13 protein-coding genes are annotated in these 17,254 nt (G+C 56.5%); 9 read left to right on the top strand and 4 right to left on the bottom strand.

Annotation, left to right across the window (positions count from 1 at the left end; translation table 11 throughout):
- Positions 1-32: 32 nt before the first annotated feature.
- The gene (locus IFJ82_RS01000; RefSeq protein WP_192265302.1) at positions 33-1,502 is read right to left on the bottom strand and encodes an LTA synthase family protein; all 1,470 of its coding nucleotides are present in this window, start codon (positions 1,500-1,502) and stop codon (positions 33-35) included.
- Positions 1,503-1,695: 193 nt separating this feature from the next.
- Between IFJ82_RS01000 and IFJ82_RS00995 the strand changes: the two genes are divergently transcribed.
- The 8 genes from IFJ82_RS00995 (at position 1,696) to IFJ82_RS00960 (ending at position 12,535) form a co-directional block, all read left to right on the top strand.
- Entirely contained in the window at positions 1,696-3,396 is a 1,701-nt protein-coding gene (locus IFJ82_RS00995) for a capsular polysaccharide export protein, LipB/KpsS family (protein ID WP_225578725.1), read from the top strand.
- Positions 3,393-4,733 (top strand): capsule biosynthesis protein, encoded by a 1,341-nt coding sequence (locus IFJ82_RS00990; RefSeq protein WP_003616765.1) that lies wholly within the window; start codon positions 3,393-3,395, stop codon positions 4,731-4,733. Before IFJ82_RS00995 ends, IFJ82_RS00990 begins: the two co-directional genes overlap by 4 nt.
- 9 nt (positions 4,734-4,742) lie before the next feature.
- A complete protein-coding gene (locus IFJ82_RS00985; protein ID WP_192265300.1) occupies positions 4,743-5,951 on the top strand; it encodes a glycosyltransferase family 4 protein in 1,209 nt (402 codons plus the stop codon).
- 237 nt (positions 5,952-6,188) lie between these two features.
- Positions 6,189-7,658, top strand: coding sequence for a mannose-1-phosphate guanylyltransferase/mannose-6-phosphate isomerase (locus tag IFJ82_RS00980; protein ID WP_003616768.1), 1,470 nt, complete (start codon positions 6,189-6,191; stop codon positions 7,656-7,658).
- Between the two features lie 437 nt (positions 7,659-8,095).
- Complete coding sequence (locus IFJ82_RS00975) at positions 8,096-8,908, top strand: ABC transporter permease (RefSeq protein ID WP_075595460.1); 813 nt, start codon at positions 8,096-8,098, stop codon at positions 8,906-8,908.
- Positions 8,909-9,015: 107 nt separating this feature from the next.
- A complete protein-coding gene (locus IFJ82_RS00970) occupies positions 9,016-10,119 on the top strand; it encodes a lipopolysaccharide biosynthesis protein (RefSeq protein WP_146222331.1) in 1,104 nt (367 codons plus the stop codon).
- 113 nt (positions 10,120-10,232) lie between these two features.
- The gene (locus IFJ82_RS00965) at positions 10,233-11,429 is read left to right on the top strand and encodes a polysaccharide biosynthesis/export family protein (protein ID WP_003616775.1); all 1,197 of its coding nucleotides are present in this window, start codon (positions 10,233-10,235) and stop codon (positions 11,427-11,429) included.
- A gap of 476 nt (positions 11,430-11,905) precedes the next feature.
- Positions 11,906-12,535, top strand: a complete 630-nt coding sequence (locus tag IFJ82_RS00960; RefSeq protein ID WP_225578724.1) for a sterol desaturase family protein — start codon at positions 11,906-11,908, stop codon at positions 12,533-12,535.
- Positions 12,536-12,775: 240 nt separating this feature from the next.
- Here the strand turns inward: IFJ82_RS00960 and IFJ82_RS00955 are convergent, their stop codons facing one another.
- On the bottom strand, positions 12,776-14,194 hold the full coding sequence (locus IFJ82_RS00955; RefSeq protein ID WP_003616778.1) for an MATE family efflux transporter: 1,419 nt from the start codon (positions 14,192-14,194) through the stop codon (positions 12,776-12,778).
- A 629-nt stretch (positions 14,195-14,823) separates the two neighbouring features.
- Between IFJ82_RS00955 and IFJ82_RS00950 the strand changes: the two genes are divergently transcribed.
- Positions 14,824-15,027 carry a hypothetical protein gene (locus tag IFJ82_RS00950; RefSeq protein WP_003616784.1) on the top strand — a complete coding sequence of 68 codons (204 nt, stop codon included), beginning with the start codon at positions 14,824-14,826 and terminating at the stop codon, positions 15,025-15,027.
- A 465-nt stretch (positions 15,028-15,492) separates the two neighbouring features.
- Here IFJ82_RS00950 and IFJ82_RS00945 read toward each other — a convergent pair whose 3' ends face one another.
- The gene (locus IFJ82_RS00945; protein ID WP_192265299.1) at positions 15,493-16,431 is read right to left on the bottom strand and encodes an electron transfer flavoprotein subunit alpha/FixB family protein; all 939 of its coding nucleotides are present in this window, start codon (positions 16,429-16,431) and stop codon (positions 15,493-15,495) included.
- 2 nt (positions 16,432-16,433) lie between these two features.
- On the bottom strand, positions 16,434-17,183 hold the full coding sequence (locus IFJ82_RS00940; protein WP_192265298.1) for an electron transfer flavoprotein subunit beta/FixA family protein: 750 nt from the start codon (positions 17,181-17,183) through the stop codon (positions 16,434-16,436).
- Positions 17,184-17,254: the final 71 nt, after the last annotated feature.

Here is a 17,254-nt window from a genome sequence, read left to right as displayed (position 1 = left end):
CGGGCATATCACCCATACCATGTTTCGTGGTTTCAGCCAGCATAACCGCCAAGTGTATTGCGCAAAATCAGGTGGTGCAGTTGTGCGGGTGTCAGGTCCTGCTTCATCGGCGCAGCAGGTGTTCCCGTGCCAACCGGTATGACAACATAAGGGGTTCCACGCTGTGGCGTAGGGATGATCATGCCGGGGATGGAGGGGCGATGGTCGCCAAAAAAGACCAGAAGTCCCTTTTTTCCCATCTGCGAAAGCATGTCTGTCAGCGTGCCAAGCATCCGGTCGCTGTTCCGCAGATGCCGCAGGTAATGGTCGAATGCCGTTTGTGGGCCATTGGGGCCTGTTGCCGGCCATGGGCCATGGTTTTCCATGGTTACGGCATAAATGAAGGCGGGGCCTTTCGCCTTTGCCGCCACCGCGCCGATTTCCTGCGCAAGTGCCATGTCTTCCACATAGGGCATGCCGGGGCGGGCGGTATGGGGAAATGCCTCCTCTCCGACAATGTGGCTGAACCCGCATGCGGGCATCAGTTGCGCCCGGGCATAGAAGCGCAGGTCATGGGGATGGACGAAGGTGCAGTCATATCCTGCCTTTCCCATGATGGCGGGAAGCGAGAGGGCCGTATCCCTGCCTGCCGTCAGGAACGGGTCATAGGCCCTGAACCCCAGCATGCTTTCTTCCTGCCCGAACAGGACGCCATATTCCGTGCGCATGGTATAGGCGCCAAAGCCACTGACGTGGAGCGTGCCCCAGTGACTGGCCATGGTTTCGGCCCGGGTCAGGGCAGGCAGCACAGGGATCCGTGCAGGATCATGCGCCTGTTGCGCCATCAGGTCGCCAGGGCGGGCAAAGGATTCACATTGGATGACGATGACGATGTCGTATGCGGGCTTTCCTGAAGGAGTGACAGGGGGGGCAGCTTCTGGTTGCATTGCGATTTCATGCCGCCAGCACCGCCAGTAAAGGAACAGGGAACCAGGCAGTCCCAATCGCCCGATATCATGCTGCGCATCGGGGGTGGGAACCCATCGTGTGGCGGGAATGGCCCATAGCCCGAGCATGCCTGCAATCAGGAGGCAGCCCCCAGCAACATGAGGCAGGAGCGCAGGCGTAAAGAACACGACCAGCATCACGGGAAGGGCAATCATCCCCCCCACGACGGCGATGCGTCCGCTCAGCGGAATGGAAAACAGGTAGAATTTGGGATGCTGGAGGAAACTGCGGGCGGCCACGACGTCACAGAACAGCATCGGTTCGCCAAGAATCGACAGCTTGATATTAGACCCGATGACCAGGCACAGGGTCAGGGCCGTCGTCAGGACCGCCGCCAGGACCGGTGTCCCGCACAGGGCCAGCCATGCCCCATACTGCGCACCCGTCAGCAGGGCGTTGAGGAGGCATCGCCGGAGTGGGGGAAATCCTGATATGCACGGTCGCGCCATGCTTTCGACCAGAAAGCTGGATATGACGGTCGCGCCAAGAGTGACAAAAGGAAACCATAATTGCATGAAATCAGGACTGCATTCTATTCAGGCGACATGAAGCGGGCAGGGCATCTTCCCTTCTTGCCGATGGCGTGTGGAAGGGCAAGTGCATGTATCAGGCAATCATGCGGAAGTTGCGCCATGGCAGGCATCCATTGCCCGGCCATGGCTTTATCATCGCATTGGGCATGAGGTGGCAGGGCATGAGACTGTTGGCATGACTAGGATTCCGGACGATGCGCTCTTGTTGCATGCGCCGCCCCTGCGGCGGCACATGCCTGTGCTGGCGGCGCGCGGGGCGGGGCTGGTGGATCACGCGGGTGTGGCGCGGATGCTGCGCGCGCGCGTGGGCGGACAGTTCTGGGCCCCTGCGCCAGATGTTGTCCGGCCTGTCATCGTCACGGCTTCCACGGTGGAGCAGCGCAGGCATGGACAGGCGCGGCTTGCCGTATTGCTCGACCGTATACTGACGTGCGTCCGGCCTGACGAGGTGCTGCTGGTTGCGCATGACCGGCATGGCGCGGCAGCCCGTATGGCCCGCCGTCGCGGGATTGCCGCCATATACGGGCCGGTTGACCCGCATGCGCTGCTTGATGGCGCGCGGGAGGTCCATGGCCTGGGCCTGGGCGATCTTGTCCGCCTCGCCGCGTTGCGTGGTCTTCGCGCAGTGCGATATGCCACCGCCCGTGATGAGGCCCCCCAGCCGGTGACGTATGACGCGTGCGCGCATGACCTGACGGTGCGCACAACCTATACGGATCCCTTTGACGGTGCGGTCGTGCCGTTGGGGCGGATCGTCGATATCCTGTCACTATGGCGTGCACGGATAGTGTCGGGACGCGAGATTTCGGCGTGCGTGGGCATGGCGTTGTGGAAACGCGAGCGTATCGGGGAATTCCTGGCCCATGCGCCCGGCCATCCGGCCTTTTGCCGCAGTGCCGCTGCCGCCCTGCGCCTTGCCGGACGTGTGCAGGGCGGGGGCGCGATTGCAGGATGGGCCACCCGTCTGCCCGAAGGGATCGTCCGTGATGCGCAGGCGGCGGGGGTCGCGTTATGGCGGGTTGAGGACGGGTTTGTCCGTTCCGTCGGATTGGGCAGCGACCTGTGTGTGCCCTGTTCCATCTTCGTCGATCGGCGCGGGATCTATTATGATCCCTCCGAACCAAGCGACCTTGAACATATCCTTGCCACAACCGATTTCGACGCGGGGATACTGGCGCGGGCTGAACGCCTTATCACCCGGATGGTCGATGGCGGGGTTTCCAAATACGGGCGGGCGGATACCACAGTGCCGCCCCCCACATGGGATGCAGGCGGCCGCAGGGTACTGCTGGTGCCCGGACAGGTGGCCGATGACCTGTCCGTGCGGGCGGGTGGCGGCGCCATACAGGGGAACGAGGAACTGTTGCGTGCGGTGCGCAAACATAACCCGGATGCCTTCGTCATCTATCGCCCCCATCCCGATGTGGATGCGGGACATCGCGCGGGACATCTGCAGGATGCGCAGATCATGCGATATGCGGATATGGTCAGTCGGGGTGGGTCGATTACCACCCTGATGATGCAGGTGGATGAAATCCATACCCTGACATCCCTGGCCGGGTTCGAGGGACTGTTGCGGGGGCGGAGCGTTGTCACCTATGGCGTGCCCTTCTACGCAGGCTGGGGATTGACAACGGATCTGGGCGATGTGCCGTGCGTACGGCGTAACCGTTCTCTGTCTATAAAGGCCCTTGTTGCGGGTACCCTATTGCTTTATCCCCTCTACATAGATCCTTTGACGCGATTGCCCTGTGAAGTGGAAACGCTATTGGGACGGTTTGGGGACAGGACCGTCTGGCGTGTGAGCATGTTGACCAGGCTGCGACAATTGCAGGGAAAGCTGGCCCACCTGTGCGGAAGAAGAAACAATAAATGAACAGTCTTGATGGAAGAAGCGTTGTGGGCGAGCGCAGGTTTCTTTTTCTGCAGGGATTGATGGGGCCGTTTTTCCGGGAGCTGGGCAAGGCGTTCCGCAAGACGGGGTACGGCGTCTACAAGATCAATTTCAACGGGGGCGACCGCCTGTTCTGGGGATTGCCGCACGGGATTGACTTTACAGGTGGCGCCGAAGAATGGCCCGCTTTTTTCAATGATGTAATAAAGCGTTACTGTATTACAGACGTACTTCTGTTTGGTGACTGCCGTCCCCTGCATCGTGTCGCGATCGCGGCATGTGCGCAGATGCATATTCCCGTGCATGTGTTCGAAGAAGGCTATATCCGGCCTGACTGGGTGACGCTGGAACTTGGTGGGGTCAATGGTCATTCCGCCCTGCCGCGCGATCCCGACTGGTATCGCAAGGAGGCGGCGCTGCTGCCGCCGATGCCGCCGCACTATCCTGTCCCGTCCTCCTTCCGGCGCCGCGCGCTGGAGGCCGTGGCCTATAACACTGCCGATCTGCTGAGCCGCTGGCATTATAAGCACTGGTCCGACTATCGCCCGTGGCACCCGCTCAAGGAAGGTGTGGGCTGGGTCAAGCGTCTGCGCCGGCGCGAGGCGGCTGGTGACGAAGCCATGCGGATCATGCAGTCGATTGAGGCGCGGCATGTTCCCTATATGCTGTTCCCGCTGCAGCTTGATGCGGATGCGCAGGTGCGGCTGCATTCCCCGTTTGATGGGGTGGAGCCCGCATTGCGCAAGGTCATCAAATCCTTTGCGGCGCATGCGCCAAAGGATCTTGTCCTGCTGGTCAAGGAACATCCGCTTGATAACGGTGTGCGCAACTGGCGTGAACTGACGCGCCAGATCGCCCGGGCGGAGAATGTCGCAGACCGGGTGGATTTCCTGGAGGCGGGGGACATTGCCCTGATCGTACGTGCGGCACGTGGTGTCGTCACGATCAACAGTACCACCGGCACCCTTGCCCTGTCATCGGACGTGCCGGTCATTACCTTGGGGGAAGCGGTTTACGACATTCCCGATATTACCGACCAGAACGGGCTGGACAATTTCTGGGTCCATCCGACCCCGCCGGACAAGGCGACGTTCGATGCGTTCTATCGCGTGCTGGTGGACCGTTGCCTGATTGCAGGTGGTTTCTTCTCGCCCGAAGGGCTGTCCAGTCTGGTTGACGGGGTTATCCGGCGGGTGTCGCGCGTATTGCCGGCGGGGAACCGCATGGCGCGCGTTCCCGCCCCGATTACCGCAGCCCCTGCCCTGTCGGAGGTGGTGCGTGTGTCACGTGATGCCGTGCTGTCCGACGGGGTGCGCTGACCTTTCGTCATGCACCTGTCTTCTTATATCTATCTTGACATCTCCCGCCTGATTGCGCGAGCGGGGTTTGTTGTTCCCACCGGGATCGACCGGGTCGAATTCGAATATGCGGATTACCTGCTGCGCAACGCCGCGCAACGGTTGACCTTTGTTGCGATCACTCCGTTGGGAAGTATCGTGATCCTGCCGTTTGCTGAGGCCGAGCAGTTTGTGAGGCAGACGGAAAAGATATGGCAGGGTCATCATGGCCTGTGCCGCGATATCAGGCGGGCGGCGCGGCGTATGGTGCAAAAGGCGATGCTGGGGCGCCAGATCACGCCGGTGGCCGCACGTGCCTGTCGGAAATCCGTGTATTTGCTGCTGTCGCATCACCATCTGAACCGTCCGGGCAGCATCATGCGCTTCATGCGTCGCCACGGGGCAGAATTTGTTCCCATGGTGCATGATCTCATCCCCATCGAGTATCCTGAATATGCCCGGCCGCGTGAACCCGCCCGGCATGAAGCACGCATGAACACTGTCCTTGAACTGGCGCGCGGGGTGATTGTTCCTTCCCAGGCGGTGGCGGACTCGCTGGCGCGATATGGCCTGCGCCGGCGTGCGGACCTGCCGGTCCGGGTGGTGCCGCATGGTGTCGTGAAGGCCACGCCCGCAGCGGGGGATTTTTCGGTGCCGGAATGCGCCTATTTCGTCTGTCTGGGCACTATCGAGCCGCGCAAGAATCATCTCCTCTTGCTTAATATGTGGCGGGATATGGTGGAAAATCCCGGTACCGCCCCGGTGCCGCAACTGGTGTTGGTTGGACGCAGGGGGTGGGAAAATGAAAACATTCTTGACATGATCGAACGCTGTCCTGCCCTTCAGGGGACGGTCAGGGAATGCAACAGCCTGTCCGATCCAGAGGTGACGACCCTGCTTCGTGGTGCGCGTGGGTTGCTGTTCCCGTCCTTTACCGAAGGATATGGCCTACCATTGGCAGAGGCGCTGACGTTGGATGTCGCATGTGTCTGCAGCGATATCCCCGTGTTCCATGAGGTTGCCGGGGATGCTGCAACCTTTGTTGATCCGTTGGATGGCCCGGGATGGCGCGGCGCGATCACGAAGCTGATGGTTGGGGAGATCGCAGCCCATCGTCCCGGCGCACGCATTGCGTCGGCAGCCCTGTTCACATGGCCCACACAGGTCGGTGATGGGCTTGCATTCCTTGAGGAACTTTAGGTTCGTGAACGCTATTTAGGCATCATGTCTGATTGCCGCCATCTTTGACGGTTCTTATGGAAATCATGATGTACGGTTTTATTTCGACCCGATCGGATCAGGAATGGGACTCCCGCCTTGGAATGGTCGTTCTGGCGAAATATGCGATGATGGGAAATTCAAGTCGTGTACGTGACGTATGCTGATCGTGTGAATACTTTTCTGTTCAAGTAAATTTTGTATATTTGGAGTCTATGAATGTCTATTTCAAAAAATGACCTGCGCGGGGGAAAAACACAGGCTGACAGCATCGGCACCGTAATTCCCGTCATCCTGTCCGGCGGATCGGGCAGCCGGTTATGGCCGGTTTCGCGTAAAAGCTTTCCCAAGCAGTTCTGGGCCCTTCTGTCGGATCGGACATTGCTTCAGGAAACGGCATTGCGTGGTGCGGCCTGCGGGCTGGGGGCACCGATCGTGGTGTGCAATCAGGAACATCGTTTCATCATTGCAGAGCAACTGCGTGAAGTCGGGATTACCGATGCGCGCATTGTGCTTGAACCGGTCGGCCGCAATTCAGCCCCTGCGATTGCCGCAGTCGCCCTGATTGTTGCGGAAACGGACCCTGACGCCGTGTTGTGGATAATGGCAGCCGATGCCGCCATCAGCAAGCCTGACGCCCTTGGACCTGTGCTGTCACAAGGGGTGGAGGCCGCGCGCGAAGGGCAGATCGTGACATTTGGCATGACGCCCACGCGGCCGGATACCGGATATGGTTATATCCGCCAGGGGGCAGCACTTGCCGGTGTGGACGGGGTCTATCAGGTTTCCTCCTTTATCGAAAAGCCCGATGCGGCCAAGGCGGCCACAATGTTGGACGAAGGTGGATATCTGTGGAACTCCGGTATGTTCCTGTTCCGTGCCAGTACCATTGTGGAGGAACTCGAACGCTATGCCCCTGACGTGCTGAGCGCCGTCAGGGCGGCGGTCAAGGGCCGGACACGGGATATGGACTTCATCCGTCTTGATCCTGCGACCTTTGAGAAGGCGCCCGATATCTCTATTGACTATGCCGTGGCTGAACATACACGCCATGCCGCCGTCATCCCTGCGGACCTGGGCTGGTCCGATGTGGGAAGTTGGGATGCGTTGTGGGATCTCAGCCCCAAGGATGCAGATGGTAATGTGACAACCGGGGACGTTTTCCTGGCCAACAGCCGTAACTGCTACGTGCGTTCCGATGGGATTGTGGCAGCCGTCAGCGGGGTGGACGACCTGATTGTTGTCGTGACGCAGGACGCCGTCCTTGTATCGCATCGCGATCATGCACAGGACGTCAAGAAGGTCGTGGCACGACTGGAAGCTGCGGGGCGGACGGAAGCGAAAATGCATAATCGTAACTATCGCCCATGGGGCTTTTATGAAGGCCTGACAAAAGGCGACCGTTTTCAGGTCAAGCGGATCGTGGTGGACCCGGGTCGCAAGCTTTCGCTGCAAAAGCATTTCCATCGTGCCGAACACTGGGTCGTGGTCGAAGGTACCGCCATCGTCACACGGGACAATGAAGAGCATATGGTGCGTGAAAACGAGAGCATCTACCTGCCACTTGGGGCCGTCCATCGCCTGCTGAATCCCGGCCGTATTCCCCTGACACTGATTGAGGTGCAGTCAGGCCCGTATCTTGGGGAAGATGATATCGTCAGGATCGAAGACGATTATGCACGTAGCTGAGTAATTCAGCGCAATGGGGCGGAGAGTATCCTATCCGCCCCGTTGGGGCTTTCCCATGGGGTTTGATACATTCAGTTGTGCGGTGATTTTGTAAAAATAAGTAACGACATATATGTCATGCAAATAAACCGCATGGGATGTATGTTGTTACCTTCTGATTCATTAAAAAATATATCAATGAAGAATATGAATTTCTGTAGGTGATGTTTTAGTTTCTGGTTTCAAGGTTTCTAAAAGCATTTTTATATTGCTTTTTGTTAGTATGGTTGCTGCCCACTTCCATCTCGACAATCTTTGTCAGGTGCGGTATTGGAAGTCCCTGTTTATTCTTCCGGTGCCTTAATATGACTGAAGAATGCATATATGGAGATCAGTCAGGGTGCCGGGGTGGTTTTTTCCGCCCGATGGCGTGTCTCTTCTGATGGTATGTTGGCAATATGACGCAGGCGGTAAAAAAATATTCTGAACTTGACCTGCTTCGAAGTGGTTTCAAGACACAATGGCATGTCATTGGTGCGTTGATCATCCGGGAGCTGCATACCCGCTTCGGCCGTGACAATATTGGCTTCCTGTGGGTCATGCTTGAGCCTTCGTTACTGACGCTTGGGGTTTCGGTCCTGCATGCCGCCGAAGGTCCGTTTATGCATATCGGCATGCCAACCGGCTCTTTTCTTGTGTCGGGTTACACGTTCTTCTGCCTGTTCCGTTCCGTGGTCAATCGCGCCGGCGGTGCGATCGAGGCTAACCGCTCGCTCCTGTACCATCGAATAGTTACAATTTTTGATATTCTTTTTTCGCGTGCCGTACTCGAGGCGGCCTCGACCGTGATGGCCGTGATTTTCCTGTCGCTGATCATGCAGGCATTTGATTATGGCTTCCTGCCTCAACGGCCGCTGCTCATGATCTGGGGGTTGGTGCTGCTGACATGGATATCGTTTGCATTATCCATGATACTGGCGGCTTACAGCGAAAAATCCAGTACAATCGAACGTCTGGCGCATCCCTTGATGTATCTTAGCATGCCTTTGTCAGGGGCGTTTACGATCCAGCAGATGTTGCCCGACCCATTTCGCTGGTACCTTTCATGGTTTCCGACAACGGAAATATTCGAATATATCCGCGAAGGACAGTTCGATTTTTATGAAAGTGATTATACTTACCCAACCTACGTGATTGGCTGGTGTCTGGTATTGACCTATATTGGGCTGATAAGCATCCGGAATGTTCGTAAGGACATACATCTGGGCTGATGTGGTCCGCCTGTGACCAGTATGTTATATGTCCCCGCCATTCCTAGATAAGAGGTAGTATGATCAACGCTGATACGCCGGATGCAGAGTCTGGCATGATGGTATTTTTGCGACGACGTGCACCTGTCCTTATTGTCGTGGTCCTACCGACTGTGCTTGCGCTCCTGTACTATCTGTTGCTGGCAAGCGGGCAGTACGAGTCCGAGGCCGCTTTTGTGGTCAAGGACAGTCGTCCCAGCGCGCGTAGTATGGCGAGCGGTGGTGGCAGTATGATGGGCGGTGGGGCCATGGGAATGGCCATGGCCGGTGGTGGTGGATTGGCAGAAGGCTTTGCCGTCAACACCTATATGAAATCTCATGATGCGGTTGACGCCCTGCAAAAGCGCCTCAATCTGGTTGCGATGTATCGTCATGCCGATACGGATATCCTGTCGCGCTTGTTCTATGCGGACCCGACACCGGAACGTCTGCTGTGGTATTATCAGAATCATGTGGATGTGGTGTTCCACGAAGATACAGGCGTCACATCCCTTGATGTGCGGGCATTCCGTCCTGATGAAGCCAAGAAAATCGCCGAAGAACTGCTGAAGCTTGGCGAAGAACGGATCAACGAGTTTAACGAGCAGGTTGCGCAGAACACCATCAAGGTGGCGGATGTCGAGGTCAGTGCCGCAGAAAACCGGGTCAGGGAAATCCAGGCCCGTATGACGGCATTCCGTCAGAAATCTGGCGATATCGACCCAAGCAAGAGCAGCGTCGTCGGTATCAGCCTGATTGGGCAGTTGCAGACCGAACTGGCGCAGGCGGATACGCAACTGACACAGATGCTGCGCAATCTTGCCCCCTCCAGCCCTCAGGTGCAGACGCTGAAGCTGCGTATCAATGCCCTTGATACCCAGATCAAGGACCAGCAGATGCATGTTCATGAAAAGGGCGGTGTTTCCGTTAATATGGCGGAATATGACCAGTTGATGCTGGAGCGTGAGTTTGCGCAATCTGCCTATGTCTCATCGGCGACCCAACTGGAAACAGCGCGGGCGGCCGCCCTTCAGCAGCAGGTGTATGTCGTGCGTGTCGTGCAACCGAATCTGCCGGGCATGCCCACATATCCCCATACATTCCTGATGGTTCTGGCCGTGCTGGTGGGGTCGAGCCTGACCTTCATGATCGGACGGTTGCTGATTACTGGTATGCGTGAGCATGCTATCTAGAGTATGGAAATGGTGTCTTGCGCGCGGTCGCGCATCAGTCTGATACGGGAAAGCCGAGACATATCCCCCATAATGGGAGCTATGCTTTCGAATGAAAGAAAATTTCAAGCGTGATGGCCATACAACCTTCCAACTTCATGCGAAAATTTTTTCTGGAGTGCAAAAAGGCATTTGCGATTGGCATCCTGCCGGTCGCCCTCCTTGCCGGGTGTGATACCTTACCAGATAGTGCGCCTACGGAATCCGGTGTCAAAAGCGCGCAATCCAGTCGCAAGAAAAATACCATCGGGTATGGGATTGTTCAGATCAGTCCTGACCTGATTACGTTGCTGAATAGCGAAACGCCCCCCCTGTTTTCGAATATCGCGCAGGCACCGGCGCAGGAACATTATAACAGTGATCGCGCAGGGGCAGGCGATACGCTGGAAATCGATGTTTATGAAATGGGCGAAAGCCTGTTTACGACGCGGACCAGCAGCAATACCGCGTCAGGCATTGCAAGGAGGAGTAATTTCCCCTCCATCCTGGTCAATGGCGATGGAACCATCGACATGCCCTATGTCGGGCATCTCATGGTTGACAAACTGACCTCCGATGAGATCGCCGACAAGATCCGTGCAGGGTTGAAGGGAAAATCAGAGGCCCCGCAGGTTCTTGTGCGGATATCCAAGAATCTGGCGAATTCGGTCATCGTTTATGGTGATGTCAAGCTCAATGGCCGTATGCCGCTTACATTGCATCAGGAACATCTGGTGGATGCCGTCGCCCTGGCGGGGGGAAGCCTGCATGACCCGGAAGACACCATTGTCGAGCTGACCCGCCATAACCAGATTGCGACAGGCCCCCTGAAGCTGATTGAGGATAACCCCGAACAGAATATTCTGCTCGAAGCTGGTGACAGAATTCACCTTATTTACGAACCGCGTACCTACACGGTTTTCGGTGCGGCAGGTAAACCTGTGGAAACGCCGTTTTCAAGATCGAGCGTCAATCTGGCGGAAGCCTTGGCACGTGTCGGCGGCCCGGCGGACTCACGCGCGGACCCGAATGCGGTCTTTATCATTCGGTATGAGAGTTCCACGATTGCAGAGCGTCTGGGCCTGCCGGTGGATTCAACCAAGCCGACTACGCCCATTGTCTATCAACTTGATATGATGAACCCCGCCAGCTTTTTCCTGGCGGAACATTTCATCATGAAAAACAAGGATACAATCCTGATCGCGAATGCCAAGACGAATAAGGTTCAAAAAGTATTCAACCTTATCAATACGTTGATCGCTCCGGGCATGTCGGCTGGACGGAATTTCTGATAAAACCAGTCCCGTTCTATGGGTGTCTGTATTCAGGCAGACACCAAAAATACCGACCGGGATATTTGTATGTATTGATCTCTGGTATGTTTCTGTATTGACGGATGTGGAAAACATTTTGATACAATTTAAGAGGCATTGTCATCTTAAATATATTGAATGGTCATCTGGAATATGGCGTTAAGGAGTGTTCAGGAGCCCTGGCACGCTATATGATATGAAGGGAACTCTGAGGTGGTCCAGAAGATTGGACTTATGCAGATCGGTATGTACGAATAAGCTTGATTCGGGTTCCGTAGCCTCGTATCTGATGCCCTGAGACACATATGCTTGGGGCTGACGATGGGAAGGTTTTCCCCGTTGGATGGCAGCGTGTCGTCTGGAGCAGTCGGGTAATAGAGTTCAAGATGGATTGGTGCGTACCGTAGGCAGTTTCTGCTTTATGTTCCAGATCGGCTTTTCGAGGTGTAGCCAGCATGCAGGATAACAACAGGCAGAAGATGGAGGAGCCGGTCAGGTTATTCAAGAATTCCATCCTTGAACGCCTGACGCTGCTGTCTTTCAACGTCTTTTTGTCCGTCTGGCTGCCGCTTCTGGTTCTGTCCCTGGCCTATGGCGCGTGGAAATCTGCGTCTGTCATTGTTTTTGTGCTCTATGCGGTCATGGGCTTCCTGATCTGGTTTCCCACGGAATATCTGCTGCACCGTTTCCTGTTCCATCTTCAGGCCCGCTATGCCCCGGTGCAGTCTTTGGTTTACCTGCTGCATGGCAATCATCATGAGCAGCCAAACCATCCCCTGCGCAACCTGATGCCGCTGAGTGTCACACTGCCACTTGCGCTACTGATCTGGGTGGGGTGTGCGTTTTTCATCGGTCAAGGCCGGGGGGGAAGTCTGGCGGCTGGTTTCTTTTGTGGTTACGTCTTTTATGACGTGATCCATTATTCCTGCCACCAGTTCCCGATGCGTGGTCCGCTGTTGCGTCGGCTGAAGATCCACCATATCAATCATCACTATCGGGATCATGATACCAATTATGGTATCACCAGCATCTGTATCGATCGTGCCTGCCATACATTGTTTGTGATGCAGGAAAAAAAGTCCTGATTATCGGTGTTGGACAGGTCGTGCGACAGTAAGAGAGTGTTTTAAAACACATCATTGATAAAAATAAGAAAAGTTTTTGGGTGCTGCCTTTTGATCGAAAAAGGCGGTATCCTCTGAAGCTTTTCAGGGAAAGCTTTACCAAAAATCGTTATAATTTCAGTATGTTATCTAGTCTGGCTGTTTCAAACAGTCTCTAAGGCCAGATTTTCTCCATACGCGTAATTTATGGAGGATTATCCGCTAGTCCTGCGTATTTTCCTTTTCATGTTCGTATTCCTGCGCCTCGTTATCAAGGTCGTCGAGTTCTATCATCGCACTTTCCGCACTTTGTGCGGGGGGCAGTGACGGGACGGAGTCCATTTGCGGTTCAGGGGAAGCAACCTTAAGATTGCGCACGACACTGAACGCAACTGTCACTGCACCTATCCCGAACAGGACGCTGCCCAGAACCTGTCCCACCTGTACGCCCATGGGGCCGTACTGCATGCCGATCCATACGAACGGCACGGTTCCCAGCGTCGCGCGTCCCCAGTTGAACAGGGTCGAATAAAGCGGGTGCCCAAGGTTGTTGAACGCAGAATTCGCGACAAACAGGATGCCGATGAAGAAATAGCCGCCGATGGTCCAGTTGCAGAACAGACGGATCAGGTCAGCGGTGGTGCCCGTCGCCGAAAAGATACGGATGACCAGATCCTGTCCCACAAACAGGATTGCCCATGTCAGTCCCACGCAGCCCAGCACCAGTTTCAGGGAGGCGACGAGTGTTTCATGGACCCGCCCCACCTGCCCTGCCCCAAGGTTCTGCGACATGATCGGCCCGATCGAACCTGTCAGTGCAAATACGAAAGCAAAGGCAACGGGTACGATGCGGTCGATGGTAGCCTGCCCCGCCACGGCGGACAGGCCGAAGCTGGCCATGGCATGGGTGACGAAGATCCCGCCGATCGGGGTGGCAAGGTTCGTCAGGATGGCAGGCATGGCGATCTGTCCCACCCGGTGGGTATCGCTGCGGATGAACCGCGCAACCGGCCAGGCCAGCAGGTCATGCTGACGGGCGCAATAGACCCCCAATCCCGCCACGACAGCACGTGATATCAATGTGCTGATGGCGGCACCCTGTAATTCGAAATGCAGCCACAGGATCAGCACCGGGTCCAGCAGGGCAGAAATCAGCGCACCCGCCAATGTAACATTCATGGATTGTTGTGCCGCCCCAACCGCACGCAGCAGGCTGGAGGCCCCCATGCCGACCGCGATCAGCGGCAGCATGGGGGATGCAATATAGAGATAGAGCGCCGCCTGATGTTCCGCCTCTCCCTGCGCGCCCAGCGCATGCAGGATGGGATGTGCCAGAAGGGCAGTGCCAAAGCCGAGCAGGCCTGTCAGCAGCAGCATGACCACGGAAAATGACGAGGCAATGCGCTGGGCCATGTCATGATGGCCTGCCCCTATCTGTCGGCTGGTGGTGGCGCCCAGCCCGATCGACATGCCGATGGAAACCGCGATCTGTATGAAACCGACAGCGGCCGTGAACCCGATGGCGGCGGTCATGGCCGGATTATGCAGGGTGGAGATGTAGAACAGGTTCAGCAGGTCAACCATGAACACGGCCATCAACCCGATGGCACCCGTTCCCGCCATGACGATCACATGGCGCATGATGCTACCCTGACAGAATGCGGCGCAGCGTGTGGATGTGCTCCGTCGCCTGCGTGTCATGCGTAAAGACGCCGGGCGCGATAGAGGATCATGCGAGGGCGGCCAGGGCCTGTCATGCGGTTCATGAGCCCATCATACAGGACATCCCAACGATCAGGAACATGCCGTACGTTGTCCCTTTCGAAGAATATCCCTCATTTTGGGGCAATGCACTGATATGTGTCATTTGTGTCTATATTTCCGCGTTGATTGTGCAGTGCAAAACAAATACAGTAATTGTGCAGTGCAACAAAAGTAAAAAAGAGGTTTATTTATTTTTTACGTTGACGTGGGGAAAATTAAATGGCAATAAGGAGTCATGAGGCCAGCAGGGCTTCGAAAAATACTGAAATGTCCAGCCTGAATACAGGCTGGTATAAAATTCCACATGATGTCCTCATGTGCGGTCAACTGACGGGATACATTGCCATGGCGATGTGTCCCGTTTTTTTTGTCTCTCCCCTGGAGTAGCCGTGCAGCCTGATGGGGGGAGACAATGGTATTTTACCTGTTGGTAGATCCCCGATGAGGCGTAAACTTTACAAAGGATGGCTTTTCATGGGGCCATCCAAGACAGAAGGATACGGATCATGTCCAGACTGACAGCCGCCGAACGCGATGCCCTGCCGGATTCGGCATTTGCCCTGCCCGGCCGACGCTATCCCATCCCTGATGAGACACACGCCCGTGATGCCCTTGCACGGGCAAGCGAGATGCTGCATCGCGGCAACCTGACGCAGGAAGAATACGATACGGTGGTCCGTCGCGCGCGCGCCGTGCTGGGTGAGGGATAAGGGCACAAAGTCGCGCCTATCCCTATCCCTATCCATAAGAAGTTGTTTTTAATTAACAAATTTACAAATCAGGATAAAATTCCTTCGGTGGTGTCTTGTTTCAAAAAGGCTTCACCAAAATCTTTATGCCTTTTCAAACGACCTCTTGGAGGCTGTTTGAAAAGGAAATCTCAATAACATCCTGAAATTATAAAGGTTTTTTGGTGAAGCTTTTTTCAGAAAGCTTCAGAAGACGCCGCCTTTTTCGATCAAAAGGCGACACCCAAAAACTTTTCTTATTTTTTATCAATGAGTTGTTTTTAAACAATTTCTCAAGAGGTCTATCGCGGTTTTTCCTTGGGAAAGCCCCAAAAAAGAATGCCGCCTTTTTTCAAAGGCGGCACCCTGAAATTTCCAATCATCATGCCGCCCAAAGGGGAATGCCCTTTGGCGGTGTCCAGGGGCAGAGCCCCTGAATGGCCGGGATCAGCCTGCCTTGTCGAGTTCTGCTTCCAATGCAGGCAGCACCTCGAACAGGTCCCCCACCAGCGCATAATCCGCAATCTGGAAGATCGGGGCCTCGGGGTCCTTGTTGACGGCAACGATGACCTTGCTGTCCTTCATGCCCGCCAGATGCTGGATCGCGCCGGAAATCCCCATGGCGATATACAGTTCCGGCGCCACAATCTTGCCGGTCTGGCCCACCTGGTAATCATTGGGCACGAAGCCTGCATCAACTGCCGCGCGCGATGCGCCGATAGCGGCCCCCAGACGGTCAGCGAGCGGTTCGAGGAGCTTGAAGTTTTCCTCGTTCTGCATGCCGCGCCCACCGGACACCACGACGCGTGCGGACTCCAGTTCCGGACGCTCCGACTGCGACAGTTCGGTGCCGATGAACTTCGATGTGTCCTCGCCCGCCGGGGTGGCAACGCTTTCGACCGGGGCGGAACCGCCCTCCGTCGCGACGGGATCGAAGGCGGAGGCACGGACAGTCAGCACCTTCTTCGCATCGGACGACTTCACCGTCGCCAGTGCGCTGCCGGCATAGATCGGGCGCACGAACGTGTCGGCGTCGATGATTTCCACGACGTCGGGGATAGGCTGCACATCCAGCAGGGCCGCCGCACGGGGCAGGATGTTCTTGCTGTTCGCGCTGGATCCACCAAGGATGTGGCTGTAGCCGTCGGCCAGCGACACCAGCAGGGCTGCCACGGGTTCAGCCAGCTCATCCGCGCTGGTGGTATCGGCGGCGGACAGGACTTTCTTCACGCCCGGCAGTTTTGCCGCAGCCTGTGCAGCTTCAGCAGCATTGCGGCCCACGACCAGCACATCGACATCGCCCAGCTTTGACGCGGCGGTAATGGCGGAACGCGACGCCTGCCGGATGGCGCCTGCTTCATGGTCGAGAAGTACGAGGACGGTCATGATCAGATCACCTTTGCTTCGTTACGCAGCTTTGCAACCAGTTCGGCGGCGGAACCTACCTTGATGCCCGCCTTGCGCCCGGTGGGTTCGGCCACGGATACGATGCTCAGGCGTGGGGTCATGTCCACACCCACATCGGCGGGCGTGATCTTTTCCATCGGTTTCTTGCGTGCCTTCATGATGTTCGGCAGCGAGGCATAGCGCGGTTCATTCAGGCGCAGGTCCGCCGTGACGATGGCGGGTAGCGCCAGTTCGACGGTCTGCAGGCCACCGTCGATTTCGCGTGTGACGGTGGCCTTGCCGTCATGCAGTTCCACCTTGCTGGCGAATGTGCCCTGTGGCCAGCCCAGAAGCCCCGCGAGCATCTGCCCCGTGGCGTTCATGTCGTCGTCGATCGCCTGCTTGCCAAGGATCACCAGATCAGGCTTTTCCTTGTCCACCAGTGCCTTGAGCACCTTCGCCACCGCCAGAGGTTCGGTCACGCTGTCGGTTTCCACCAGAATGGAACGGTCAGCACCCATGGCCATGGCGGTGCGCAGCGTATCCTGAGACTTGGCTTCGCCAATGGAGACAACCACGATTTCGGTGGCGACACCTTTTTCCTTCAGGCGGATGGCTTCTTCCACGGCGATTTCATCAAACGGGTTCATCGACATCTTGACGCCAGCGGTTTCAACACCGGTGCCGTCGGCCTTCACGCGCGGCTTGATATTGTAATCGATCACGCGTTTTACGGGGACAAGAACCTTCATCACATCTCTTCTCGGTCTGTGTCTGGATGGGGGATCGGAAAACGGGGGACGCCATGACGGGGTCATGACAT

The organism is Novacetimonas hansenii, from assembly GCF_014843995.1.
Lineage (GTDB): Bacteria > Pseudomonadota > Alphaproteobacteria > Acetobacterales > Acetobacteraceae > Novacetimonas > Novacetimonas hansenii.
Note: the sequence above shows the minus strand (reverse complement) of the source record. Positions and strands in the feature narration are given on the sequence as shown.